Origin of the sequence: Alteribacillus bidgolensis, assembly GCF_002886255.1 — a bacterium.
GTDB lineage: Bacteria > Bacillota > Bacilli > Bacillales > Marinococcaceae > Alteribacillus > Alteribacillus bidgolensis.
Genome location: NZ_KZ614149.1, coordinates 3709241 through 3735044, shown reverse-complemented (window position 1 = coordinate 3735044; position 25804 = coordinate 3709241). Strand labels below are relative to the sequence as shown.

The following is a 25804-nucleotide window of genomic DNA, read 5'->3' as shown; positions in this document are numbered from 1 at the left end:
CCTTTTATGGTCCTCCCTTATTTGAATTGCTTGTTATTTGAAACAGGATGATGCTTGGTCGCTGCTTCTGTAAATACATTTTGCGGATCTTCAACCTCTGTTAACGATTTACCCAAAAGCTGTTCAAGATCTCCGACTGTTACAGGCCGTTTTTTAGGCATCCATTCAAAACCTAGCTGTCCGTTTGATTCTAATGTTGCTGTTTTCAAATCAGCTGGGTTAGTTATCCCTTGCTGCCTTAATCTCAATTCTAATTGATCTACTGTAAATCGAAGCTGTTTTAGCTGATCATACTGAATTTGACCATCTCTAATCACTACTTTGGATTTTCCAGTCAAAAGCTTTTCAATCGCATTACATTTCACCTGCAAGTACTCCATGAGAAGCAAAAAACCAATAAAGATAGCCGAAGAAACGATCGTCTTCCAGATGGAAGTTTCTACTATAGGCTGAATAATCAGTGATCCAATAGAAATCATAATGACGGTTTGAGCTACTGTCATTTGACTGATTGATTTTCTGCCAGCTACTCTTAAAAGCAGCAAGCCACCTAATACAAGCACGACTGACTCCCAAATAAAATTCATAATATCCTCCCTATCATCCACTCTTATGATTTCTTATTATGTGGAGCTCGGGAAAGAAAATTCTACCTTGTTATGTTTTAAAACAAGTTTAGCATCAAATAGTTTTTTTCCTTTAAATCCTTTTATTAGACGAGTTTCTCCTTTCTCGCACAGCTGCTTGATTTGCGAAGGCGTGATGCCCTTCCCTAATATGGTTTTATTAAATGTTTGTCTGCATCCATTTTTATACTCCGTACAACCATAAAATGATTGGCGATGCACAATGTTTCCTTTTTTACAGGCGGGACATAGAGCAATTGGACCATTTGCGGTCTTTTTTCTAAAATTTCTTTTTTGCGCAGGCAAACCTTCTGCACTGACTTTTAAACTATCTACTTCTAATGGTGCGGAGTCGACAAGCTTTTTTGTAAAAGCAGCAGTATTACTAATAAATGTTTGTTTTTGGGCCTCCCCCTGTCCTATTTTTTTTAGAAACATTTCCCACTTTGCTGTCATTTCCGGTTTGGACAAAAGTGTACCTTCTACTGCCTTGCAAAGTATTTCTCCTTTTTTGGTCACAGAAACGATGTTCTTTTTCACCTCAATATACTCTTGGCGAATGAGTGTTTTAATAATTCCGCTTCGTGTCGCTTCTGTCCCGAGTCCTTCTGCTTCCTTTAAAACAGCTTTAGTTTCTTCATCATCTTCAATCACCTGTCCGCACGTTTTCATCATGTTTATAAGTTGTCCTTCTGTGTATGGTTTAGGTGGTTTTGTCATCTCTTTTTTTATATGGATAAAAGCGTCAGCCTGTAAGCCTTTGTGTACTGGCGGAAGTTCTGGAAGCTGCTGTTTTCCTTGTTTTTGTTTAGTAACTCCGCTGTCAAACAGCTCTTTCCAGCCTCTTGCTTTTTCAACTTTACCTTTACTATAAAAATTCAATCCTTTTACATCGGTTATCACATTTGTTTCTTCAAATTCATAATCGTAATGAAACATGGCCAATACGCTTTTTACGATTTCAAAATAAATATTTTTTTGATCTGTGCGCAACTTTTGAATAGCCGTTTCGGTTGGAACTTTTTTCGTTGGAATAATAGCATAGTGTTCTTTAACTTTGCTGTCGTCTACGTATCTTTTTTTGGGCTGAAGGGACGAAGGTTCAAACATATAACCGGTTAACTTTTGATAAGAGCAAAGATTTTTTTGAATATATGCGAATTCGTTTTTAGTAATATGCTGTGTGTCTGTCCTTGGATAAGTGACAAGTTTTAACGGCTGGTCATAAAGGGATTGCACTATCTCCAATGTTTTAGAAGGACTGTATTTATATTTCTTATTAGCCAAAGTCTGGAGTGTTGAAAGGGAATGAAGCTTGGGAGGTTTCACCCGTTTTTGTGAAACGTTTACTTCCTTCACTTCACCTCTGTCTTTGGAGGCAATTCCATGTTTGTCTAATACATTTTTGGCTTCCTCGTTTGTTTTGTAACGTTTTTTGGTTTTCCCTTCGTATGAGCCCTTATCTGTTTTAAATTGAGCTTTCACTTCAAAAAATGGCTCTGGTGTGAACTCTTCAATTTCTTTTTGACGTTCGTGAATAAGTTTCAAAGTGGGTGTCTGCACTCTCCCAACACTAAAAACTTGTTGTATTCCCTTTTTCTGCAAAAGCAATGTGTATAAACGGCTGGCATTCATACCAACTACCCAGTCTGAAATCTGCCTGGCTTGAGCTTCTTCATACAGGGTTACATATTGATCGGCCTGATGGAGCTGTTCAAATCCTTTTTTCACTTCATCTTTTTCCAAACTGTTAATCCAAAGGCGCCGGGTCGGTTTGTTCCCTGCCCCCGCATGATATATAATGCTCCTTGCAATATTTTCGCCTTCTCGGTCGCAATCAGTAGCAATGATAATTTCATTGGTTTCTTGGAGCAGCCTTCGAACGATCTGGAACTGTTTTCTCGTTTTATAGCTAGGCTTAAATTTGAAAGTGTTTGGTATCATAGGAAGCTGAGAAAGATTCCAGCGTTTCCAGGAAGATTCGTACTCTGCCGGAGACCTTAATTCCACTAAATGACCAACTCCCCATGTCAGCAGGGCGCCATTTGGAAAAACAGAACAAGCTGGAATGATTATAAATCCTTCTTTCTTACTTCCTTTTGGAAAAGCTTCTGCATAAGCTTTTGCCTGACTCGGTTTTTCGGCTAAAATAACAGGCATTTTCTTCGCTCCTTGATTCTTTATTCAGTTTACAATAAGAACGAATGTTCCTTCCATCATTATAGATCATTTTGCTATTCTAGGAAACGTGATAAACTTTTATAGTGTCAATGAGTTATATTTCAGTTGGAGGTAATACTTGTGAGCCAATTAAAGGAAACTGGCTTTGCCTATTATGACTTAATAAATATGATTAAATATGAAGGAATAGAAACAGATCTAGAAAAGTTAACAAGCGCTTTTGACAACCTGCCGCCTGATGAATATGCCCCTCATTTAAATCGTTACAGGCGTTATGCCAGGGCTGTAGTCATGCCTAAAACATATCAAATTCAATGGCTGCCTGAATCCGAAGTGGACGGAAAAGCCTATTACGAATATTTTCAAGGCAGCTTCAACCCTGAATATACCGGAGAATATCGGCGTTTTCCTTCACTGACAAAGGAGACAATGGCCAATCGACTGCTTGAAAAAATTATTCGTTTTGATTTTAAAGAAACGTTTTGGATGAGAGAAGATGCGTTAATGCCCGTCCATGCGGGAGTCCACTTTGTGAAACTGCAAGTAGAAAAAGAGGGAGATGTGGCAATATCATCACCAAACAACCTTCATCAAGACGGCGAACCCTTTACTTTTGCTCACTTAATCAGAAGACGAAATATCTTGGGCGGGATGAATGCTATTTCTAATCCTTCTCAGCGCGGCAAAATGCCGGAGGGCTTGGATGAAAAAGATATAACGACTTCTTTTTATTTAGAAAACCCTTTAGAATCTTACGGTGTGTATGATCCCTTAGTTACACATTATGTCGGTGAGGTTGAAAAAGGAGATGCAGACGGTCCAGGAGAACGATCGGCTATACTTATTGATTTTCAGCCGACAGTCATTGCTAATCCTGATGAAGTTCGAAGCATGCGTGGAGAAACAAAGGAAATGGTGTTTGTTTAGAATTGTTTCTAGAGAAAGAGCTATCCCAAAAGAAGTATACTTATGAGGGCAGCTCTTTCGATTTTTCAACCACTTGTGAGAGCATACTGCCATTAATTAACAGAGCTCAACGAAACAAGCTCATAGTGGAGAGTCGTACAACCTGTCCCCCACTCCATCTTTGTAATAATCGCTTTCCCAAAAGGGGCTTTTTCTTCGGTCGTTTGAATTGGTAATTTAGTGTCGAGCGGAAACATGTGATACCCTTCTTTTATTAAACGAAAAGAGCGTTCCCCTAAGCGTTCTGCTTTTTTTTGAGTAATAATTTCCCAGTTCATTTCCATAGAGAAACCCATTTTATTACCCTTCTTTCTTTATACTTTAAATTTTTTATTTTCCTTAAAGGAATAAAAGAAAAAACTAAGGCTTCCGCCATTTGGACTTGGCGGCCAGCCAAGTTTTTAATACCTTTAGAAAGTTTAAGTTTATTGAAGGATCAAAGTATACGTAAAACGATGTCTTCCGCTTATAATTTATATTCCACACTCAAACCCTAAATACCTTCACATCATTTATAACAGGAGATAAGCAATTACTACTCCTGTGCCCCCAAATATTAAAGCAAACGGCAAATTCCAAAGTGTAAGCTGGTAAGGTTGTCGTTTCATATACTGGCTCATCATAGTAATCGGTACGTTAAATGTTCCTGCTGCATCATTTGCAAGCGTAGCAGTAATCATCACAATAGCTATGCTAAGCGGGTTTATCTCTTGTAAAAATGGTTCTACAAACAGTCCCTGCATACTAATTGTAACAAGCGGATGTACTCCCGTACACGCTAACCCAAGAGCACTAAGCTGTAATAATAAAAATAACAAAATAGGAGTTCCTCCTATCCCCGCCATAGACTCGCGAACAGCTGCAAAAAAATTCGTTTGTTCTACAATTGCATTAAAAAGCCCTAAAGTTAAAAAAAGCAGCATAAAATTTTGCATGGTATTAATCTGCCTGGGCCATGTAAGAATGTTATAGCGTCTAAAAGTTATCATTCGTTTAATAGCTGCAGCCCATATAAAAGTGTAAGGTAAGATAACAATAATAATAGCTTCGAAAAAATCAATACCTATAAGCAAATGCACCATAGATGCCGCACTAATAAACAACACAAAAAAGAGCACCATTGTTACCAATTTACGTCCTTCTTTTTTAGTGATAAATTGTTTAGGACCAGTTTCATTCACAAACGAATACTTATGGTACTTTCCTGCCAGAATCCAATCAAGCATCAACATAAGAATCGAGAAACCAAAGAGCCAAGGCAGGATGCTTAAATAAGAAACACTTGTAATGCCAAGCACCAGCGCAATATAAACTTCAATCGGACTCCATACATTCACGCTGGCAAACGAGCGAAGCATTGACTGCGTTGCAAAACGATGGAATACATCCTGTGAGAAGCCAGTTAAACGCTTCTCAACAAACCGGTACACAATAGGAATGGCTGAAAGAAAGATAAACAGCCCCAATACATAATGCGTAAAAGATGTTCTACGATAAAACTGAGCTAAATCAGCAGTATTTGATTGTAATAGACGATATAAAGACCGTTCATACCTGCCGACAATCATAAAATGATTTATTAGCGGAATCATGTATAATAACGAAAGTAATAACCCCATTGAGGTGAAATAAAATGGAATATCTTTTACCGGAAGGTCATGCACCAAAAACAAGAAAACAGAAACACTAAAAAATACAGCGGCTAACACCCGATAAGTCCGGTTTGCTCCATAAAATGAAATAAACATAGCAGCAATACCAAGCAAGCCTATTCCGTAAAGTAAATAATCATTTTCTATAAAAATATGAATGACATATAAAAACACATACATCGTATATGTTAAGAACTTAACCCCCTGCATGACGTTTGCCCCGCTTTTTTGTCAAGTTTCATGGTGAAAACAGTAGTAGTTTTTATACAGTTTAACAAAATATAAAAGAATACCGTTTTCCAAGCGGAATTCTTTTATCGTATCGTTCATTTATAATCGATCACTTTTTATCGTTCGATACTAATAAACTGCTGTAGGGTACCTTGGCTTTATTTTTTAGAATGAAAAACAGGTAACAATTTTTTTCTTGGCTTCTTTGCAATAAATTTCTTTTTTCTCGAAAATACAGCTAACAAAATAGAAGAGAATACCAGCATTATCCCAAGACTTTGCCAAATCGTCAGGACGTCGTTAAAGACCGTAATTCCTACCATGATAGCTACAATTGGTTCTACGGTAGATAAGATCGCGGCGTGGCTGGATTCGATATACTTTAAGCCCGCAGTATATAACACATAAGCTAAAATAGTTGAAATGATCACACTTCCCACAGCGTAGACCCATGCCATTGGATGAGTAAACGGCTCTATGTTTTTTTCCAAATCACTAATCGGTAATAGAAAGATACTCCCGCAAAACATAGAATAAGCCGTAATGGTAACGGAATGATATTTTCTGCTCACAAATTTTCCGATAACACTATACAGCGCACAAAAAAATCCAGAAGCCACTCCTATCATTAATACAGTTAACGTTATATTCATTGCCCCTCCTGGCAGCAAACCCGCAACAAGGCTGCAGCCAGCTAGTGTAAGTATAATTGCTGAGATTTTATTAAGAGTTAGGGGCTCCTTGAATATAAACCTTGATATGAGAGCTACAAATACTGGGCTGGTGTAAAGCAGCACGACCGCAATAGAAAGAGAAGACTGCTCCATTACCGTAAAATAACACCAGTTAAACAACGCAATGCTTACAACACCAAGACCAACAAAATGAGGAATGTCTCGAATAAATATTTTTAAAAGATAGGGCCGGATGATGCCGACTAGGGTGAACATTATAATCGTGGAGAGCACCATTCGCACGGTGACTACCTGGATTGGAGAAAGACCAAAAATATAAAGGTTTTGTACAAAAAGGCCGGTTAGACCCCAAAAGGATGCTCCAGCTACAGTAATTCCATATGCAGTCATTGAACGTATTTCCATCACCTTCTTTTTTCTCTTAAGTCTCTTTAAAAGACGATGTACTGCTTTTTTACTGGGGAATGATTTATTTTTGGAGAGCACCCCTATTTTCTCACCTCTTTTTTAAAAAAACCATATAAACCAATATTATAATAAAATAGTTTTGACCATTGTTTGACTATCTATTTAGAATAAAGACCTAAATAGTACAAGTTCAGGGATAAGTTTAAGAAATGAGCATGATGTTAAATGCTAGTCTTCCTGATTAAAAGCTGATTCTTCCCAATACATACGCTGAATTTTCGGTTCTATCTTTTAACCTGCATCCCACATTTTAAAAACTTAATATATACTTATTATCCCAAATAAAATAACCAGCTGACTTATGTCTTTTTAAGATAAGTCAGCTGGTTAATCTTTAACGCCGCCAGGTCTTTTTTCAATTTTTAATTCCCACGCCTTTCTATTTAGAGTTAGGATCATCATTCTTTAAAGTTTTACTTGTGAAATGATATTCATATCTTCTCACCGGCTTATTATCTTTTGTCGTTTCTTCGTACATTCTGCTGACTGAAGACTGACCTTCTTTTTCTAAGTCCTTTATCAGCTGTCCGATGTCTTGCATAAATTGATGAATCATGTGGAGTTTCCTCTTTCTTCTGCAGCTATGGAAGATTCATTTTTCAGACGCTCTTCTAGCTGTTTTACTCTCTCTTGCAAAGACTGATTTTCTTCTTGTATTTTATTAGCGTGAGAAGAATAGTGCGGATCGTTTTCCCACCAATCCATGCCGATTTCTTTTGCTTTATCAACAGAAGCAACAATAAGCCTTATTTTTATCGTTAACAACTCTACATCGGCTAAATTAATTTTAATATCCCCTGCAATAACGACCCCTTTATCTAGTACTGTCTCTAACACATCTACTAAACTATTTGATTCTACTGGATGTTCTACAGGCATGCGGAAGCCTCCTTCTTAACACTTTTTTATAGTAAATTTCCAAGTGGTCCTAAGTCTATATTTAAATCTTCATCATCAAGATTGAACATTTCTTTCATTTCTTCCATTTTTTCCTCTAATTTCATTAAAGCTGTTCCTAACTGTTCTATTTGTTCTTCTGTTAAATCTCCCCCTTCCACTCTTCTCATTGCTTGCTTTTCTACTAGCTGCCTCAGTAATTCAATAACAGTTAATACAATCTGTGACAACCCTTCTTCTGCTTTTCCCGGGTCAAGAGAAATGCGCCCTTGCGGCTCGTGCGTTTGCATGGAAGAAAGTGATTTTGTTTTATCCACTTTAAAATTGCCTCCTTTCTATTAAGACGGATATACCCTTGCTCCTGATTCTTTTACCTTCTCTACAGATGCAAGTAAAATACGTAAATCTAAATAAACTAAATCAATATCAGCAATGGAAATGGTAAGATCTCCGCGTATAACAACCCCTTTATCAAGCACAGCATCTAAAATATCCAGCAGCGATACATCTTTATTTTCCAGGCTCTCTTGCTGCATGGCTTTCACCTCGTTCCATAAACTGTGAAAAGTGGTAAGCAGGCCAAGGGCCGGTTATTTCGTAGAAAAGCCCTATATTACCATTTTCTGCTTCTTCTTTTTTTGATTGGAGACAATCTAAAAACTGCTCCTTTTGATTTTTTTCTACAAGATAAACACTGTTCCAGCACATTTCTTCCTTTCTGCCGGTTATTTTCTTTTCCCAGTTCTTTTTTAACTCCGTATCCATGCTGTATTGTTCTAGCTTCTCATGAAACTCCTCACAAAGTGTGATCATATCTTCTTCGGCTTTTTCATCGATCCATTGATTCATTTTCTTTTTAGCAAAAAATTGCTTTCCTGGAGACAGTTGATTTATTTCTGCTTTTTTCTTTTTTACGTCGCTATTGTTTTCCATAAAGGAGGAAACAAATTGATCTTTATCTGCATAGATTTTCACACTCCATTCTTCCTTATTTTTCAAACGTTTGAGCATAGTTAGAATGTTATTCTCCTGATTCTCAACTACTTTTTCCAATCGGCTTTTTGTCTCATGAATCGTACCAAATTTTAAAGGCAGAACGGTGAAGTGTGTATGTAGTTGATTCATCAGGTTGTGGTGATGATATGCTTTTTTCTGCAGCCAGCGGAGGTTTTCTACATTTTTTTGTAAATTGGCTTCCGAATACTCTTCTTCCGGCACTTTTGTCACAACTGCCGTCATCTCTGGAAATGATATAAATTCCACTTCATAAGGAGCTTCTATTCCTTCTAAGGAATTAAGCTCTGTCTGCTCATACTCTTTACTTGGTATAAACGCATATAAATAAATCAAGGTATTCGTTTGGGCAGATACATTCATTTCTCTTACTCCTTTCTAATCCTCGATTTCCTCCTGCTCTTTTTCTTTAGCTATTCGAAAGCGTGCAAGTAGCTCTTCTTCTTGTTCATCAAATTCTTCTTCCGTTATATCTCCCATTTCATATAACATCTGCACATGAGCAAGTTTTTTCTGGATATGATCAAGGTCGTAAAGTTCCTTGTCCATTTCTTCTTTCACTTTTTCCCCTACGGTTATAACAGTATCAAGCGGCCACGTAAATAATTTGTGTATCATGTAGCGCTCTTCGCTTTTAGCTTAATATCTATAAAGTTGTAAGCAGGCCAAGGGCCAGTATATTTAAATTCTGTTTTATCCCGCCATTTTTCGTACAGTTCATTAACTAGTTCATCAAACTTTTCTTCTTTCTCTAGATCAATGAGAAAAGAAGCATTTAAAAGCATTCGCTCACTAATCACTTCGTTGCTAACTGAAGCCTCTGCGATTTCCTCCAATGGAGAAAAGATTTCGTTCTCTATTTTTTCATGCAGTCCTCTTACAAAATACTCCGCACGCTCTCCAATCTGAATTTGATCATAATAACTTTCTTGTTTTGATTTCGTTTTTTCTTTTAATTTTTTTATATCAGATTGCTGATTGGCTTCTTGATATAGCCATTCTTTTTTTCCAATTACTTTTAAACCGACTTCTATTTTGTTGTTTACTTTTGGAAAGATCTCTTTTAATTGCTCCTCTAGCTGCTCTAGTAAAAGGTAAACGTCTTCGTTCGTTTTTAATACGGTGCCAAAACTCATCGGAACAACCGTAAACTCTTCCATTACTTTTGCTATCGTCTCCTGATGAGCTTTTGCATTTTTACGACTTGGTTCGTACACTTGGATAGGAGCATCAGCCACGACCATCGCGTAATTTTTATAGTGGACGGTATATACTTTCCTTTCTTCCCCAACTAGAGCAGCACTGCCAAAGGTTTGATTTCCCTCTGTTTGTATTGCACAAAAAAGGTAACATCCAAGTTCTTCAGCCATTCTACTTCACTCCTTATTCCGTTTTCTTGAGCTCTTGTTTGATTAATCGTTCCGTTTTATTCTGATTTTCGTATCCTTTGCACTTCATGATATAAGCGCTGATCATATCCGAGCACACATCGGCAAATGTTTTATTCTCATTATTTATAGAAATATTGTTTTTCCTACAAATTTCCGCGATCATGACTGCTGTTCGAAAACTTGGTCCTTGTTCTTTTTTTTCTTCGCACGTTTTTCTGATGCGGGAAATAAACGTTATAATAATACCCGCCTCTCTTGATGTTATATTCGTTTTTTTTGCAAGCACCCGCGTTTCCGTTTTTTCATCCTCATTTTCTATAGGAATGGTGATCAATCTATCCATCAATGCATCTTGAGTATGATAAACACCAGCGAATTCTTTCGGATTGCTCGTGAAAATCACCATGAAATTAGGATGGACCCGGATAAATGAATTCTTTTGTTTCATTCCGTACAAAGGCAATACTCCTTCTTCTAACACAGAAAGAAATAAATTGTTTGTCTCTGGTTTAGAGCGAGTGAACTCATCATACACAACGGTATATCCTTTTTTAACAGCTTCCATTAATCGACCGGGACTCCATTGCTCTGTAAGGTTTTCTTCTTTTTTATATACCGTTCTAACATAATTATCTATCATCTTTTTAGATGTATAACCAGTGAAACCACCCAACAAATCCGTGTTAGAAAGCTCATGGTTGCCATGCAGAAGCATAACAGGCTGATCAAATTGACGGGCTAATTCGAGTGCCATTGATGTTTTCCCAACCCCGGACGGTCCGGTGAAGTGAACAGGAAAACCGGCTTCTATATATTTTTTTGTCCGCGAGAGTAACTCTGCTTTTTCTTTTGTTTTTATAAAATGTTCTTCTTGTTTTGAAGAATCGTTCTCTTTTTGATTTTCTGTAAAAGCAGATGACTTCTGAAATTCATTCTTTTCCTCATCTGTTTGTTCTTTTGTTTTTGTTGTTGTGTTATTAACTGCCATGACGTTTACCCCCCTTCATTTTTATCTAGCGGTGCACTTCTAGGACGCAGGCTGACCCGCTCAAAAGAAATCACTTCCATGTCTTGGTCTAGCTTAGCTTCATACACTCCAAGCAGTTGGTCTTTGGCGTAAGCTTTCATATATTCTTTTTCTTCTATTACTTCTAGTTCAACATCCCATCCATTTTCTTGTTTAACTACAGAGGTAATGCGAAAAGGCGGTTGAACATGCTTAGAAAAAAACTCGTTAACTGTTGAGATTATTTCTTCCATTTTCATGTTTTTTCACCTCTACATTTGTAAGAACCAGAGACTCTGAAAACACTATTTCAGAGTCTCCTCCTCCAACTATGCAAAATTCAACTGCTGCTGGCCTCTTTCATTAGCACTTGACTCGTCATCTATTTCACCCTGCACTTCATCTCTTAAAAGGCCAACTGCTTCTGCATATCTTAACCACGTATCTACGCTTGCAATGACTACGCGTGCTTCAACCGTAATCAGCTCAATTCCAACGAGGGAAACCCTTGCGTATAAATCAATAACAATTCCTTTATCCAGAATACGGTCAATCACTTCTGCTAAGCTGGAAGAATCGGTACTCTTTTGAATAGCTGCCACTTTAAATCAACTCCTTTACGTTACTTTTTTAAAATCATTTGCACCTTTAATGTCTGTCGCACCTTTCACATCAACGGGGCCTTTTATATCAGACGGTTTCTTTATACCACTGTCATCATTATCTCCTCCGATATTTTCTTTGATTTCTTCTTTTGCTTCTTCTCCTTTTTCTTTTACTTCACCCTTAAGCTGCTGGAGGTTTTCTTTTGCTTGCTGTCCTTTATCTTTCAAATGCTCTCTGGCCTTTTTTAAATTTTCTTTCACGTGTTCTTTTGCTTTACGAATTTTTTCAAATACGTCATAAAACTTTTTAGCTATGACAGTTGCTGCCGCTGCGTTTTTTAACTTCTGTGATTCCTCTACTTGTTCTAAAGCTTCTTCTTTGGCTGCTTCTTTTGCTTTTTCTTTTTTGGCTTTTAATTTAGAGAATCCATTTTTTTTCATGACATATAAAGCTCCTCCTGTAACACTAATGCCTGCAGCAGCACCTGCTATTATTTTTTGTTTATTTATTTTGGAATCTTCTTCAGAAATTGTGTTTCACCACCTTTGTTCGTAAAGACTTTACAAACTCCCTTCCCTGGAGTAACCCTGAATATTCTGCAACTTTCGCACTCATTCTTGCATAGAAGAAAATGATGATTTTTTACTACACAGGCTCACTTTTAATCAATTGCATCTTTTATTCTGAGCACGTAAAATAAAAAAAGTGTTCTAAGTATGTCTAATTGGCATTTTGATATAGAAATAGACGAGGCGCTTGATTTCTGTTTGAACTTGATTTAAATTACTTAATACGTGAAGGGGGTCTTTAAAATGGAAAGTAATAAAGAAGAATCCTGGTTTGAAAAAGGTGAATTATTGATTTATGACCAAAAAGAATGCAGAGTTATAGCAGAGTACGAAAGAACTGTCTGTGTAGAATTTACCGATTACCCTTTCGCCGGAGAGGAAGAAGAATATCCTTATCCTCGAGTTATACTTCTTAAAAACGAAGTAACACGGCCTTCTTAGAAGTTTTTCTGCTTTCTGCGAACAGTAAAAAGCGCTGGTTTAATGCCAGCGCTTTTTCTTCTTTAAAGCTGTAAAAGCGGTGCAGTCGTTTAACATCCAATACCTTTCCTCCTATTCCAACAAACGGATTTTTAAATTGAAGGAAGGAATCGAGGTGAATGCTCCGCTTATCTCTTCCCTTGATTAATTTGCAAAAACATGTTTGCCGATTTGCAGTTTGGTTGTTCTCGTTAAAATCCAATCTGAGGTAGCAATAACTGGATTATAATAATAATGGGAGCCTTGGGATGGATCACGTCCTCGCCATGCTTCTCTTACGGCCTGATAAGCAGCTGTATTCGGTTCAAGATAATACTGACCATCCTGTACAGCAGTAAAAGCATTTCTTTCGGTTATCACTTCTTCTACCGTTTCCGGAAATTGTGGAGAGTTGAGACGGTTTCGAATCACAGCTGCTACTGCCACCTGGCCTTCAAAAGATTCGCCCCTTGCTTCGCCGTGTACTGTTTGGGCTATTCGTTTCACGTCTTCTACCTTTCTCAATGTGTTTGCTCCACTAATGCCATCAACCCCAAGACCAAAGTCATTTTGAAATTGTTGAACAGCTTCGTCTGTCAGCGGTCCATAATATCCAGTAGCATTACTATGTAAATATCCCATGTTGATTAATACTTCTTGGAGCTCCTTAACAGAAGCTCCTCTGTCCTCTTTTTTTAGAGCACCTTGGTAAGCCTCTGCATTCTCAATAACGACAGAAAAAAACATCCCCGCCATCATCCAGATCACCACTTGTTTCCAAATCGCTTTTTCCATTCGAGTCACCTCCTTCCCTTATTCCCATCCCCCTTTTCGTTCGTTATAAACCCAATTTTTACACATTTAAAAAAACAAATAAAATCGTCCTAACAAACGGAAATAAAATGAATGGTTTGTATGTACTACTCTCCTTTTCGTTTCCAAATTATTAAAAAAATAAAAAAACGGCCCGTATATAAAGGACCAGCTCTATACTAGCTCTTTTAGGAGGCTTTTTGAAATATGATTTTTCTTCTTTCATAGCTTTAAAAAGGGCATAAATCATAAACAGCGTTATTATAGAAAAAGGGAAAGCTGCAACAATCATCGTGTTTTCTAATGCTTGCAATCCCCCCGAATAAAGGAGTATAACTGCTGTAGCAAAAAGTATAATTCCCTAAATAAATTTCACTCTTGTTTCCGGCTTTAAAGAACCACGCGAGGTTTGCATACCAAGTACAAACGTAGCTGAATCCGCGATGTAATGAAAAATGTAGCAATTGAAAAATAATACTGCAGGCTATTTCCTGGATTTTTCCATCGTTACCGGTTTTGCTATTTTAATTGCAGCCTATTTTCTCATGGTCCAACATGAAGATGTAGCCAAAGGCTGGAATTCATTAGAAGAAGAAATACAAGAATCTTCTTCCTAAAGAGATATACATTTTATTTGTCATCGTCCAATTCATTTTATTTGAGTGACTTCTTTTGCTGTGGTGGTATAAAATAAGAATGGTCGCAGTCAAAGGAGTGAAAACATGGACCTATTTAATCTAAACAATATGGAAGAACGGCTGACAGCTCTTGAACAAGCAGTTCATCCTTTTAAAGAGCGAGCTTATATACATGATAAAGAAGGATCTTTTCCTGTAGAAAATATTCAGGATTTAAAAGATATCGGTTATACAGCTTTAACTATCCCTAAAGATTATGGGGGAAAAGAAATATCACTTTTAGAACTGGTGAAATTACAAGAAATAATTGGGAAAGCTGATGGATCTACTGCATTATCCATTGGATGGCATATGGGGATTGTGAAAAACATTGGAGAACAAAAGAACTGGCCAGAAGATCTTTATGAGTACTTTTGCAATGAAGCCCTTCAACGTGGCGCTTTGCTAAACAATACTGCAACAGAACCGGCAACAGGCAGCCCTACACGAGGTGGAAAACCTGAAACAACTGCTGTATTTAGTTCAGATCAGTGGAAAATCAACGGACGTAAGACATTTACTACAATGGCTCCAGTGCTTGACTATTTTGTCGTAAGCGCCACCATCCCAAAAGAAGACAAAGTGGCGAACTTTCTCATTCCTCGTGAAAATGAAGGACTTACTATTGAAGAAACATGGGACTCCATTGCCATGAGAGGAACAGGCAGTAATGACCTTGTGTTAAAAAATGTATGTATTCCAAAACACTATCTTGTATCTTATCTGGCGCCAGGAGATAAACCAGCAGCAGGATGGCTGCTTCACATACCTGCCTGTTATCTTGGAATCGCAAAAGCAGCACAAGAATACGCTATTCAATTTGCCACAGAATATTCTCCCAACAGTATTAAAGGCACAATATCAGATTTGCCTAACGTAAGACAGAAAATTGGAGAAATCGAACTACTTGCTCAAAAAAGCAGTCACTTCCTTTACAGTGTAGCAAAAAAATGGGATGAATCATCTAACGAAAAAAGACAAGAAATGAAACCAGAGCTTGGAGCAGTAAAATACAGCGTTGTAAATGATGCCATTACCATGGTTGATTTAGCGATGAGAATAGCTGGTGCAAAAAGCTTATCCAGCCAAAATCCGCTACAGCGTTATTACAGGGATGTCAGAGCTGGGCTTCACAATCCGCCAATGGACGATATGACCATTATGCTGCTTGCTTCTGATTCCATAAACAGAGCTGGAACCTCGTCCTAACGAGTCCAGCTTTGTTTCATTTTCTTGTTTATGTTTCCTTATGATGTGGAACAAATAAAACAGTTTCATTTTTCAGGATACCTAAAGGAGGAAGCAAACATGGATATCAGACAACGACAAACAGATGGTCAGCCCCCGCAGACACAACCAAGACAACCTGGTATTGAATCTGAAATGAATCATCTGCCAGTTCAGCCAAAAGAGTACACAGGCAGCGATAAATTAAAAGGACGAACTGCATTAATCACAGGCGGAGACAGCGGGATCGGGCGTGCTGTTTCTATGGTTTATGCTAAAGAAGGTGCTAACGTTGCAATTGCTTACTTGGACGAACACGAAGATGCTAAAGAAACGAAAGAACTGGTGGAAGCAGAAGGGGTTAAGTGCTTACTTCTTTCTGGAGATCTAAAAAAAGAAGCTTTTTGTAAAGATATTGTACAAAAATCCGTAGATGAATTTGGACAGTTAGATATTGTAGTGAACAATGCAGCTATACAGTATGTAAGAGATGACATTTTTGGGGTTTCAGCCGAACAATTGGAAGAAACATTTCAAACAAACTTTTATTCCTACTTTCACGTTACAAAAGCAGCTATTCCTCATCTAAAAGAAGGCAGTTCAATTATTAACACGACATCGATTAATGCCTATCGCGGCCATCCAAGTCTTATCGACTACTCAGCAACGAAAGGAGCTATTGTGGCTTTCACAAGAAGCCTTGCAGAACCGCTCGCAAAGCAAGGTATTCGCATCAACATGGTGGCTCCCGGTCCTGTTTGGACTCCATTAATTCCTTCCACCTTCCCGGCAGAAGGAGTAGCAAATTTTGGTACAACCAGTCCAATGGGCCGGCCCGGACAACCATCTGAGCATGCTGGTGCATATGTATTTCTTGCTTCTGAGGAATCTTCCTATATGACTGGTCAATCTATTCACATTAATGGCGGTGAATTTATTTCTTCCTAAAGAGATTCAAACTAAGCTATTAGAAAAACTCGACTTGCCGCCGAGTCCTATGGCGGAAGTCGTAGTTTTACTTATACTTTGATCCTTTAACAAGCAAAACTTTCCTAAAGTACAGGCAAGAACAGTTGTCACTTTTTTACGACAACTGTCTTTTTTTGCAGCCCTCCCTTTTTTCGTTTTGGTAGTAAGTAATACACCGCTGATCACCACGAGAGCGCCGAGCACTTGAATGATCGTAATTTTTTCGCCAAGAAAAAGGAGCGATCCTATAATAGTGAAAACAGGCAGTAAATTAAGAAATACGGACGCCTGTGATGGACCGACTTCTTCAACTCCTTTATTCCATAGTATTAACGCAATAACAGAAGGAAAGATGCCCAAATATAATAGACCTAATGAATGATTGAGTTGAAAAACTGCCGGAAATCCACCTATTATCCACTCAATGGAAGCAATTGGAAGCAGTACAACATTGGCAGCTGCAAGCATGACCAATAAGCTTCCGTATATCGGAAACTTCATCATATGAAACTTAACTAAAATAGAATAAGCGACCCACGTCAGAACAGCCGCAATCATTATAATGTCCCCTATATTAAATGCAAGGTCACGAATTACCTGCCATGACCCTTCTGTTATCACCCAAATAGCACCACCAACTGATAAAATCACACCTAGGCATTGAACACCAAACAATTTTTCTTTTAAAAATAGCATACTAAATATAATGGTCACTACTGGAATGGCAGATTCCATAATCGCTACATTCGTTGAACTTGTAAATTGCAAAGATGCATAAATAAACGAATTAAAAAAAGCCACTCCTGTGAGGGTCAGTCCTAACAGCGGCTTCCACTCTTCTTGAAAAACAGGCCGATACTGTTTGGCTTGCCTCCAGCCTATCGGAAGGACAACTAAAAGTGCAATAAAGACCCGAAAAAATGCAATCGTATAAGGAGGAAGGTCATTGATTGCCTTTCCTACAATAATATTACCTGAAAAGATAACAGCAGTAATTAGTAAAAACAAGTACGCTTTCATATTATAATCCCCTTTGTTGCCAACTCTTTTATTCTACAATTTTTTTATAATAAGAGTAAGGATTTTGGCCGAATTATGGAATCTACTTCAAAAATTTTTTATAGACCGAAGTTATTAGTAATATACATTTGTTTATAATAAAAAGAGGCTGGAGGAAATCAATGAAAATGTTATCACCTTTTTCTAAACAGCAGCAAAAAACGTACTTTTCAAACAAAGAACATAAAGGGATCAGAAAGCGTTGAATTCACAGATAAACACTTTGATGATATCTTGCATGCTATGAATCAAACAAAAAATCAAAATGACAGCATTGAAAAAGAACTAGAGAAACTATTACAATCTGTGGAGGCCATTAAAAAAGCTTCTAGTAAAGTAGCCGCTTCAGCGAACCAGCTTGACGCTGCTACCGATGAGTTCCGTTTTCCCAATGAAAAATAGCGGCATAACAGGCCATGAAAAAAAAGAGGAGCTGTCTCATAAGTTGATATTATACCCATAAAGTAGACACGAAAAAGAAACTGCCTGTATTCTATAATTACGACAGTTTCCATCGACTAACTTTAGGGGTTTTTTGTGTGTCTGAAAATGAATGGGATGTCTCTCGTCTATAACGTGTTAGCCCAATTAAAAGAAAAAGGATTTGGAAAAGGGACCCTGCTGCACAGTGTCTAGGGATTCCAATTCACAAATCCTTCTTACATCAAGCGTGTAGCTAACAGGGCATGACCCGATCGTCGTCTTGAACGCCTTAACTAAGAAATGGGGCATTTTAGCACATGAATTTGTCCTTACTACTCAGAATTTGATTGACAGTGTTTTATTAGTGCCTACTTAACAGGTACATGTTCAAGTTGAGTCGGCTAAATTTTTTAATTAATTTCAGCTGAAATACACGTAGACTCCCTCCGGAAAAGCAGCAGCTGAAGATCTCGCAGTGAGCGGTCTTTGCTCACGAGGAAGCTGAAGCGTTGCCCGCGGCAAAGAAGACACTACGAGAACAATCAAAGAGAGTTTGAGTAGATGTTCGCACTTGTACCCTGAGGGTGAAAGCGAAGTGTATTTCAGCTGAAAAAAACCTTTTTGAAACAGCTTCTTTCTGTATTTTTCATGTTTATTCAGAGTAATAAGCAGCTCTATTTTATTTTTATACTGGATTTTCTGAGCGGCTCTCTGCCAAAGCATTAGGGACTAATCCATACTCAGACGCGTGCGGCCTGTCATCACTATCGCTGTATCCTTCAGCCATCATTCGATTACGATTTAAGCACAGCTTTGTCATTCTCGGCTTAAAAAGATCAAAGATGTCAAAACGTTTTTGAAGATGAGGGAATTGGTGTTGATAATTAATAATTTGCTGTCGTACTGCTTTCCAAAATTCATTCTCATTTAGCAAACCTTTTCTATCTAATAAATCAGCTAGATAACGATAATGACAAATAAATAAGCCAGTAAAAATAAATTGAGTAAGACCTTCTGGCGGCTCACTTCTCAGTACTTCTTTTAACTCTGGTTCTAATTGCTGAAGTTCCTGCAGAGGCTGATCACTAATATTTACATCATCCACAAAGTCTTTCATGATTAATCGTTTTGGTTTCCCGTTTTCAAGTACAATAATGGTATTTTGACCATGTGGGGAAAACACAGTGCCGTACTGATATAAATAATGAAGCAGCGGCGGTAAAATCGCGGCGTTTAACTGTTTTATCCATTCATTTGCGGTGAGACCGGATTGTTTTATCCAGTGTTCAACTAATGTGTCGCCATTCCAGTCTTCATGCAAAAGTGCTGCAAGCGTCACAGGCTTTTCATTCACTTCAAGTACATTGTAAACACTTTCCCGCCAAATAGCACCGAGCATTTCTTTATACTGATAAGGCACGCCTACTACGTTGTCATAGGCCGGATGATACACGTGAACACTCGCTTCTTCTCCAAGCAAATCCAGCTTACATGTGTCTTTTAAATATTCATCGTTTTCCCATATACCTTTAATAAAGCTTGTAACCCGAGGGGCTATTACTGTACGTTCTCCAGGAAGTCCCCTGTAAACCAGGGTGTTTAATATACTCATTGGCAGCTTCACATGATATTTGGATCGATGCGTTTGATTTACAAACGTACGGATGGACTGCTGCGGCAGATACTGGTCATTTCCTTCCCCTAGCGGAATAATTTTCTTTTGAGCCAATTCTTCAGCAAACCGCTGTATAATAACATTTTCCCACTGCCAGGGATGAACAGGAAGGTAATAGAATTGTTCCTGCCCTTCCCGAGCTTCCTGTTTTAACTTATCATTTGCTCTCTTCCACAGCGAAGAGCCCATTTCTTCTTTTAAGAAAGAAAAATCAATAGTTTGAAGATGGTGACCTTCTGCTATATCCTCATGGACAGCGATCCAATAAAGAGTAACTGCTTGCTTCTTCTCTGGTGCATAACGAAGATAATCTTCATAGTTAAACCCTAATCTGCCTTTGTTATAAGTAATCCAAGGATGTCCGGACATTTCGCCTTCAAGTTCAGCATAATCCAGATGAGTTAATTCTTCGGCCGTTGTATCTTTCTTCATTAAATGACAATCCGCTAATAAGGTCTGCTCGTATTCTTTTATTAAATGGCCGACAGTGGTACTTTCCATGTTTAATAGAGATTGAAGTTCGAGAAGAAAGCTTTTGGCATTCAATGGAGCTTGTCTGCCGTTTTCTTGTTTCATTACTGATTCAGCATTCACAGAATAACTGTCAAACAAACGCTTCTTTGCATGAAAAGTGTAAACAATACCCTCATCGAGCTCTAAGCTGTAAACCGTATAATCTCCTTCTACAGCTGCAGGTTCAGGCTCTATCATATCTTCATACATAAACTCCTGCAGCATTTTAGCAGTAAGTAAACGGTTAGCTTTTTCCCACATTTCAGGTGTTAATGTTTGTGATAATTCTTCGGCATACTTCATTTTTTTTCATCCCTTCTTATGTAATTATCCGAACTGCTGAAATACATTGGTTTCCTGTACGGGATAAATATTTTCACCTGTGATTTCATTAATAATTACCGCATTACGATGGGCCCCTAATCCAAGGTCTGGAGCACCAGGTCCATGGGTATGAACTTCTCCGTTTTGAACAAAAAGCCGTCCACCGCCAGCAGCTGTCGGCTTTAAAGACACTTCATAATGTTTCTTCACTTTAAATCTCCCTTTTTCATCCCATTCAATTAAGGGGCCGGCTCCTTCTAAACATTGCGGAACAGTTGGCTTATAGCCTGTTCCCATAATGACTGCATCGGTATCAAGATCAAATGATTTGTTCTTCTCCCATTGGCGGAAAGTAAGCGTATAACGATCTCCCTTTATTGTTCCTCTCTCTAGCTCACTTAACGGTTTTAACAGTAAGTTGAGCTTTTCTCCTCCAATGGATCGTTCATACATAAGATCATAAATAGCAGCAATCGTATCGGTGCTCATTCCTTTATATAGGAGATCCTGTTTAGGAAGCAGATTATCTTTTTTATCCTGCGGCAATGAATGAAAGTAATTGCTATAATCAGGGGAGAAGTGCTCTAAACCAAGCTTGGAATATTCCATTGGAAAAAATCCCCGTGAACGCGTCACCCAATTTATTTGCTGAGAGGATGACTTGCTGCTTAAGAGCTCATAAAATACTTCGCCTGCGCTTTGTCCAGAACCGATAACCGTGACAACAGGTGCATTTTTCCAAACTTCTTTTTTACTCATAAATTCTGCTGTGTGAAATATATTTTCAGAAGGTTCCAACCCTTCTATGTTTGGAACAACAGGTACTGTGCCCACTCCCATAACGAGATTTTTCGCATTATATTTTTCTAAGGATCCGCTATCGACACTACGCACATAAACCGCCCAACTTCCCGGCTCTCCTTCTATTCGCTCTACCCTGCTGTTAAATTGGCAATACGGGAGCTGCTTGGCCACCCATTGGCAATAATGGTTATACTCCCGGCGTGGAATATGGAACCTTTCATAAAAATAAAAGGAATAAAGCCGGTTGTGTTGATTTAAATACTCTAAAAAGCTGTACGGACTTTTAGGATCTGCCATCGTTACTAAGTCAGCCATAAATGGAACTTGAAGCGTGGTGCCTTCCATTAACATTCCCGGATGCCAATTAAATTCCGGCTTTTGGTCAAAAAACATAGCTTTCGTATTCGGCATCTTATCTAAAAGGGCAGCCATCCCTAAATTAAACGGACCAATGCCTACCCCTATTACATCGAGTAACTCTGGTTGCTCAGCGCTCAAGCATTTCCCCTCCTTTTTCTCTGTAATGAACCATCAAAAGGCCGATTTTATCAGGCAGATTTATAGGTTTAACTGGCTGAAAACCACACTTTTGAAAAACATGAATCATTTTGTGGTTTCTAATGTCAGGCTCTGCTACAATTTTTACTGCCTTCGAGTGGTCATAGATAAGTGAAAGCATTTCTTTAACCAGCGGGGCAGCCAGTCCTTTTCCTAAAAATGACTCTGGTCCAAATAATAAATGAACTCCTTGATCGTCAAGCTGATATTTATAATGGCGGCCTACTACATCATCTTTTACGTCGTACGTCTCCCAATAACTCATAGGGATGCCGTTTACCAATCCGATCCACAATTGCTGATGAGTATCTCTTACCGCCTTGTCAATGTGAGAGCGAAAAGCTTCTCTTGTGAGATTCAGCTGCCAATAAGGGATAACATGCTCTTTATGCATCCATTGAAATAGACGTTCTTCGTCTTCTCTTCGCTGAAACGGCCGAAACTCAACAGATTGTCCATCCGCCAGCTCATTTTTATACGACGTTTGTTTCATGTGAGTAATCAACAGCTCTAACCTCCTTATGAACGAGCGGATTTTTCACTTCAGTGTACACAGATTGTGTCTCTAATGTACCGACCAATTCATCCATATCATGGAAGCGTGTCAGCAAATTCGCTTTGCATGGAAGCGCTTCTTGATCAAGTAATGTGTTTAATATATTTGATTTTGAGTGAGATGAGACTGGAATAAAGTTTTTCAATTCTTCTTTGACCATCTGCAATAGCTTTTCTTCCTGTACTAATCCGCTGCAGCCAAATGCATTAATCAAACCAAAAATATGGTTAAAAAAGAAATAATAACGCAGCCGCTCATCGACAAGACTATCCTCGCAGACTGTGTCGCTTTTTTCCTTCAAGTTTGGTACAAACTGCTGCAAATAGTCCTGTTTGGATGACGCAAAATAATAACCCTGGTTATCTCTGTAATAAAAAGATTCTGGATAGCCTTTGTTCATTTTTAAAACGGAATTTTGCTGATGTGCTTCCAATGCAATACCATGCGTTAAGTAAAGCCACAATAAAGGCTGCAGAGATATATTTAAATATTTCTTAAACCAATCGATGCTGACTTCTTCCACATTTCTATTTTCTTGTTCTGCGAGTTCTTCCATGATTCTTTGTATATGTGGTTTTTCACCTGGTAAAGCGTCTTGACATAGTCCTGCTATTAATGTGGTTTCTGCAGCTTTTTCTTTTTTGAAAGGATTTTCCCGAATAACAACCTCTAACCCACTCTCTTTTTCCCCTTTTAATGCTAAGTAGGCAGGATCACGCGTTACAAAAAAGCCAGGGAAAAATTCATTTAACTGCTTGCCTATCTTACTATCAAGAATTTTATTTACGGTCAGCCCTCTCTCTAACTCAATTTTCTTATTTACACGTAAGGAATTTGTTACTTTAACCGGTATAGAAAACTTAAACATATAATCCAAGTTTTCATTATAGACCGTTCGAATCGAAGAAGTCGCTGAAACCTTTTGGCCCATAATTCCAAGATCAAAAAGCAGCTCCTCTTGCATTAATTCTTGGATGGGAGAGGTTTCCAGCAGCTGCTCTGCCTGGAGGGGATGGACTGGGAAAAGCTGAAAACCAGATTTTCTGCCAGCTGCTTGCTTTTCTTCTTCTGTTAACAGAGATAAAACAGCTTGTTCTGCCTCTTCTCCTCCTAGTTCAGCTATGGATTCATGAATTAAAAAATAACGTAAATGAAATTGTCCCTGTGTTTCCGGTGAATATTGATTTGTTTCTTTTTCATTCATTCCCTGCCGGCTTTTCGGTGTTGGATGAAGTAAGTGCCCGTAAAGTAATGATTGTTCAGATTCAAGAAAGCTTCTGAAAGGATCATAAAGCTGACTGCTTTCTTCTTGTCTTTTTTCCAAAAACAATGTCATATTTTCAGTACTAAACAGCACTCTCCTCATCATTTCCTGCATGTGAATAGACTGCCCTTTATATGTGAGAGACAGCTCTTTCGATAACAAGCTGACCAGTGTGACAAGGTCTGCTTCTATCCAGTCCGGTTGATTTCTCATGCGGTAAAACAATGGGAAAGAGTAGAGATGCCGGCCTGTTAGAGATGTATAATGCAGCTTTGCTTTTATTTCTGCTCCTTGTTCCTTAAGCGGCAGATGTAATATTCCGTCTTCCATTTTTCCTTCGCCAGTTTCTCTAACATAGCAATTTAAAAAGCATTCGATAGATTTTTGCTCTGCTGCCTTTCCACTATCCATATATCTCTTCTCCTCTCCATTTTTCTTCTAACGTTTTGCCTTTTTGGATAATAGCTTCTAATACTTGCTTTCCTTTGTGAAAATTAGTATCAGGATGTAATAATGTTATTTTTAAGAACTGTTTACTTTGTAATTTTGTTTTAGAAAGCACTGCTTGTCCTTCATAAAACAACTCATTTTTGATGCTTCGATTTAATTGGTCCACTATGATTTCCGGCATATCATTCTGGGGAATATAACGAAAAACAAGAGTACTGATAGATGGTTTCAATACTGTTTCAAAAGCTTCATGACGTGTCATTTCTGCATGTAATTCGTTTGTCACCTCTATAATATTTTCGAGCCACTCCCCTACAGTTCCAATCCCTATTTGCCTCAAGGTCATCCAAAGTTTTAATGCATCAAACCTTCTCGACGTTTGAACAGATTTGTCAACAAGGTGCAGCATACCGCACTCCTCATCTTCTGTTGGACTTAAATAATCAGCCTTTTGGCTGTTTATCGTTAAGCTGCCAGCTTCTTTAACAAGAAAGATACCGCAGCTGACTGGCTGAAAAAGCATTTTATGAAAATCTATCGTAACGGAATCTGCTCGTTCGATTCCTGCTAACCGTTTTTTATGTTTTTCACTAAATAAAAGCCCGCCTCCATAGGCCGCATCTATGTGATACCACATGCCCTCTGCTTCAGCTATATCAGCAATCTCCATTAAGGAATCAATACTTCCAAAATCAGTTGTACCTGCTGTTGCCACAATGGCAATTGGAAGCAATCCCTCCTTTTTCAATTCTTTTACAGTGCTCAGGCAGCTTTGACCGTCTATTTCTTTATTATTATTTGTTTTTATTGTAGTGACTGCTTGTTCGCCAAGACCTAACTGAACAGCCGATTTTTTCACCGTAAAATGAGCATCTTCAGAACAAAGTATCCGGAAACGTTCAGCTTCTGGCGGCATTCCATTTGCTTGAACAGAATGGCCGAGTATTCTCTGGCACCAGGTGTCTCTCGCCAGCTGCAGCCCCATATAATTCGACTGTGTGCCTCCACTTGTGAACACACCGTCTCCTGTTTCTGGAAGACCAGCAAGCTCTATCATCCATTTCACAAGTCTATCTTCTAAATAAGTGGCGGCAGGACTCTGATCCCAGGAATCCATAGATTGATTCAACGTACTTAAAATAAGCTCTGCTGCGATGGAAGGGTTCACAACCGGGCACTGTAAATGAGCCATACACGCAGGGTGCTGCACTTTAATGGCTGGTTCGACTGCATACCTTCTCACATCTTCGAGTACTGTTTCCCATGTTTCTCCACGATAGGAATAGAGGTCAGGCTGCTCAAGCATCTCTTTTATTTGTAGAGGTGTTTTTCCAGAATAAGGCTTTTCTGTTTTATCCATCGTGTCCATAAGCATTCTTATTGTGCTGAACATCATTTCTTGAAACGGTTGATTTGTTTTTGCAGCTGTTTGTATAAAAAAGGAGTCTATATTTTCCTCTGTTTTTGTTTCTTTTGTTTTTAACAAAACCATTATGCAGCCCCTTTTCATTATTTATTCAATAGTGATAATCATTATCAATAATTCGATTTTAAAAAACGCCCTCCTAAAAGGCTGACGTTAATTGATAACGAATATCATTTTCATCAACTACTGTATGTCATTAGCAAAGTGAAAGTCAATAATTATGCTGTAAATTAGGCATAATTAATTAATAACTTCTCTTATTAAATTAGTGATGAAATTCCTTTTATAACAAGCTTTTTACTTGT

Annotated in this window: 30 protein-coding genes and 1 pseudogene; 6 read left to right on the top strand and 25 right to left on the bottom strand. The window is 38.2% G+C overall.

Features of this window, described 5'->3' with window-relative positions; translation table 11 throughout:
* Window positions 1-17: 17 nt before the first annotated feature.
* Both CEF16_RS18570 and CEF16_RS18565 read right to left on the bottom strand, forming a co-directional pair.
* Window positions 18-587, bottom strand: coding sequence for a DUF421 domain-containing protein (locus CEF16_RS18570; RefSeq protein WP_091584617.1), 570 nt, complete (start codon window positions 585-587; stop codon window positions 18-20).
* 36 nt (window positions 588-623) lie between these two features.
* Window positions 624-2786, bottom strand: a complete 2163-nt coding sequence (locus tag CEF16_RS18565) for a type IA DNA topoisomerase (RefSeq protein WP_091584615.1) — start codon at window positions 2784-2786, stop codon at window positions 624-626.
* 141 nt (window positions 2787-2927) lie between these two features.
* On the opposite strand from CEF16_RS18565, the gene CEF16_RS18560 reads away from it, so the two are divergent.
* Window positions 2928-3734, top strand: coding sequence for a 2OG-Fe dioxygenase family protein (locus CEF16_RS18560; RefSeq protein WP_091584613.1), 807 nt, complete (start codon window positions 2928-2930; stop codon window positions 3732-3734).
* A 92-nt stretch (window positions 3735-3826) separates the two neighbouring features.
* On the opposite strand, the gene CEF16_RS18555 is transcribed toward CEF16_RS18560, so the two are convergent.
* The 14 genes from CEF16_RS18555 to CEF16_RS18495 all read right to left on the bottom strand — a co-directional run bounded on the left by CEF16_RS18555 (window position 3827) and on the right by CEF16_RS18495 (window position 12173).
* Window positions 3827-4069 carry a DUF2584 family protein gene (locus tag CEF16_RS18555; RefSeq protein ID WP_091584611.1) on the bottom strand — a complete coding sequence of 81 codons (243 nt, stop codon included), beginning with the start codon at window positions 4067-4069 and terminating at the stop codon, window positions 3827-3829.
* 216 nt (window positions 4070-4285) lie between these two features.
* Complete coding sequence (locus tag CEF16_RS18550) at window positions 4286-5635, bottom strand: hypothetical protein (protein ID WP_139185944.1); 1350 nt, start codon at window positions 5633-5635, stop codon at window positions 4286-4288.
* A gap of 179 nt (window positions 5636-5814) precedes the next feature.
* Window positions 5815-6756 (bottom strand): DMT family transporter, encoded by a 942-nt coding sequence (locus CEF16_RS18545; protein WP_091584837.1) that lies wholly within the window; start codon window positions 6754-6756, stop codon window positions 5815-5817.
* Window positions 6757-7198: 442 nt separating this feature from the next.
* Window positions 7199-7375 carry a hypothetical protein gene (locus CEF16_RS23905; RefSeq protein WP_170032108.1) on the bottom strand — a complete coding sequence of 59 codons (177 nt, stop codon included), beginning with the start codon at window positions 7373-7375 and terminating at the stop codon, window positions 7199-7201.
* Entirely contained in the window at window positions 7372-7698 is a 327-nt protein-coding gene (locus CEF16_RS18540; RefSeq protein ID WP_091584607.1) for a gas vesicle protein, read from the bottom strand. Before CEF16_RS18540 ends, CEF16_RS23905 begins: the two co-directional genes overlap by 4 nt.
* Before the next feature lie 26 nt (window positions 7699-7724).
* On the bottom strand, window positions 7725-8006 hold the full coding sequence (locus CEF16_RS18535) for a gas vesicle protein K (protein ID WP_091584835.1): 282 nt from the start codon (window positions 8004-8006) through the stop codon (window positions 7725-7727).
* A gap of 48 nt (window positions 8007-8054) precedes the next feature.
* Window positions 8055-8252 carry a gas vesicle protein gene (locus CEF16_RS18530; protein WP_091584606.1) on the bottom strand — a complete coding sequence of 66 codons (198 nt, stop codon included), beginning with the start codon at window positions 8250-8252 and terminating at the stop codon, window positions 8055-8057.
* Window positions 8227-9093, bottom strand: coding sequence for a GvpL/GvpF family gas vesicle protein (locus CEF16_RS18525; protein WP_091584604.1), 867 nt, complete (start codon window positions 9091-9093; stop codon window positions 8227-8229). Before CEF16_RS18525 ends, CEF16_RS18530 begins: the two co-directional genes overlap by 26 nt.
* 15 nt (window positions 9094-9108) lie before the next feature.
* Window positions 9109-9348, bottom strand: a complete 240-nt coding sequence (locus CEF16_RS18520; RefSeq protein WP_091584602.1) for a gas vesicle protein GvpG — start codon at window positions 9346-9348, stop codon at window positions 9109-9111.
* The gene (locus tag CEF16_RS18515; protein ID WP_091584601.1) at window positions 9345-10100 is read right to left on the bottom strand and encodes a GvpL/GvpF family gas vesicle protein; all 756 of its coding nucleotides are present in this window, start codon (window positions 10098-10100) and stop codon (window positions 9345-9347) included. Before CEF16_RS18515 ends, CEF16_RS18520 begins: the two co-directional genes overlap by 4 nt.
* A gap of 13 nt (window positions 10101-10113) precedes the next feature.
* Window positions 10114-11109 carry a gas vesicle protein GvpN gene (gene gvpN, locus CEF16_RS18510; protein ID WP_091584599.1) on the bottom strand — a complete coding sequence of 332 codons (996 nt, stop codon included), beginning with the start codon at window positions 11107-11109 and terminating at the stop codon, window positions 10114-10116.
* A 5-nt stretch (window positions 11110-11114) separates the two neighbouring features.
* Window positions 11115-11387 carry a gas vesicle protein GvpO gene (gene gvpO, locus CEF16_RS18505; protein ID WP_091584596.1) on the bottom strand — a complete coding sequence of 91 codons (273 nt, stop codon included), beginning with the start codon at window positions 11385-11387 and terminating at the stop codon, window positions 11115-11117.
* 69 nt (window positions 11388-11456) lie between these two features.
* The gene (gvpA, locus tag CEF16_RS18500) at window positions 11457-11729 is read right to left on the bottom strand and encodes a gas vesicle structural protein GvpA (protein WP_245917923.1); all 273 of its coding nucleotides are present in this window, start codon (window positions 11727-11729) and stop codon (window positions 11457-11459) included.
* A 15-nt stretch (window positions 11730-11744) separates the two neighbouring features.
* Window positions 11745-12173 carry a hypothetical protein gene (locus CEF16_RS18495; protein ID WP_091584594.1) on the bottom strand — a complete coding sequence of 143 codons (429 nt, stop codon included), beginning with the start codon at window positions 12171-12173 and terminating at the stop codon, window positions 11745-11747.
* Window positions 12174-12545: 372 nt separating this feature from the next.
* Here CEF16_RS18495 and CEF16_RS18490 point away from each other — a divergent pair, with 372 nt between their 5' ends.
* Entirely contained in the window at window positions 12546-12743 is a 198-nt protein-coding gene (locus CEF16_RS18490; RefSeq protein ID WP_091584592.1) for a hypothetical protein, read from the top strand.
* On the opposite strand, the gene CEF16_RS24980 is transcribed toward CEF16_RS18490, so the two are convergent.
* The 3 genes and pseudogenes from CEF16_RS24980 to CEF16_RS23395 all read right to left on the bottom strand — a co-directional run.
* Complete coding sequence (locus tag CEF16_RS24980) at window positions 12715-12843, bottom strand: hypothetical protein (RefSeq protein ID WP_281259189.1); 129 nt, start codon at window positions 12841-12843, stop codon at window positions 12715-12717. The genes CEF16_RS18490 and CEF16_RS24980 overlap by 29 nt on opposite strands.
* Before the next feature lie 83 nt (window positions 12844-12926).
* The gene (locus CEF16_RS18485) at window positions 12927-13556 is read right to left on the bottom strand and encodes a cell wall hydrolase (protein ID WP_091584590.1); all 630 of its coding nucleotides are present in this window, start codon (window positions 13554-13556) and stop codon (window positions 12927-12929) included.
* A 151-nt stretch (window positions 13557-13707) separates the two neighbouring features.
* Window positions 13708-14039: pseudogene (locus tag CEF16_RS23395) on the bottom strand (BCCT family transporter); the annotation flags it as partial.
* Between CEF16_RS23395 and CEF16_RS23900 the strand changes: the two are divergent.
* The 3 genes from CEF16_RS23900 to CEF16_RS18470 all read left to right on the top strand — a co-directional run bounded on the left by CEF16_RS23900 (window position 14039) and on the right by CEF16_RS18470 (window position 16426).
* Window positions 14039-14191, top strand: a complete 153-nt coding sequence (locus CEF16_RS23900) for a hypothetical protein (RefSeq protein WP_170032105.1) — start codon at window positions 14039-14041, stop codon at window positions 14189-14191. The pseudogene CEF16_RS23395 and the gene CEF16_RS23900 overlap by 1 nt on opposite strands.
* Before the next feature lie 105 nt (window positions 14192-14296).
* Complete coding sequence (locus CEF16_RS18475) at window positions 14297-15460, top strand: acyl-CoA dehydrogenase family protein (protein WP_091584586.1); 1164 nt, start codon at window positions 14297-14299, stop codon at window positions 15458-15460.
* Between the two features lie 99 nt (window positions 15461-15559).
* Window positions 15560-16426 (top strand): SDR family oxidoreductase, encoded by an 867-nt coding sequence (locus CEF16_RS18470; RefSeq protein ID WP_091584584.1) that lies wholly within the window; start codon window positions 15560-15562, stop codon window positions 16424-16426.
* 6 nt (window positions 16427-16432) lie between these two features.
* Here the strand turns inward: CEF16_RS18470 and CEF16_RS18465 are convergent, their stop codons facing one another.
* Complete coding sequence (locus CEF16_RS18465; protein WP_091584582.1) at window positions 16433-17467, bottom strand: DMT family transporter; 1035 nt, start codon at window positions 17465-17467, stop codon at window positions 16433-16435.
* A 282-nt stretch (window positions 17468-17749) separates the two neighbouring features.
* Here CEF16_RS18465 and CEF16_RS23895 point away from each other — a divergent pair, with 282 nt between their 5' ends.
* Window positions 17750-17908: a hypothetical protein gene (locus tag CEF16_RS23895; protein ID WP_170032102.1), complete on the top strand. Its 159-nt coding sequence runs from the start codon at window positions 17750-17752 to the stop codon at window positions 17906-17908.
* A gap of 706 nt (window positions 17909-18614) precedes the next feature.
* Here CEF16_RS23895 and CEF16_RS18455 read toward each other — a convergent pair.
* From CEF16_RS18455 to CEF16_RS18435, 5 genes are read right to left on the bottom strand one after another with little or no spacing between them, the layout of a single operon-like run.
* A complete protein-coding gene (locus tag CEF16_RS18455; RefSeq protein ID WP_091584578.1) occupies window positions 18615-20420 on the bottom strand; it encodes an IucA/IucC family protein in 1806 nt (601 codons plus the stop codon).
* Window positions 20421-20444: 24 nt separating this feature from the next.
* Entirely contained in the window at window positions 20445-21743 is a 1299-nt protein-coding gene (locus tag CEF16_RS18450) for a lysine N(6)-hydroxylase/L-ornithine N(5)-oxygenase family protein (protein WP_281259188.1), read from the bottom strand.
* Window positions 21733-22308 (bottom strand): GNAT family N-acetyltransferase, encoded by a 576-nt coding sequence (locus CEF16_RS18445; protein ID WP_245917922.1) that lies wholly within the window; start codon window positions 22306-22308, stop codon window positions 21733-21735. Before CEF16_RS18445 ends, CEF16_RS18450 begins: the two co-directional genes overlap by 11 nt.
* A complete protein-coding gene (locus tag CEF16_RS18440) occupies window positions 22277-24034 on the bottom strand; it encodes an IucA/IucC family protein (protein WP_091584576.1) in 1758 nt (585 codons plus the stop codon). Before CEF16_RS18440 ends, CEF16_RS18445 begins: the two co-directional genes overlap by 32 nt.
* Window positions 24027-25565 (bottom strand): pyridoxal phosphate-dependent decarboxylase family protein, encoded by a 1539-nt coding sequence (locus CEF16_RS18435; RefSeq protein WP_170032099.1) that lies wholly within the window; start codon window positions 25563-25565, stop codon window positions 24027-24029. The genes CEF16_RS18440 and CEF16_RS18435 overlap by 8 nt, the downstream gene beginning before the upstream one ends.
* Between the last annotated feature and the right edge of the window lie 239 nt (window positions 25566-25804).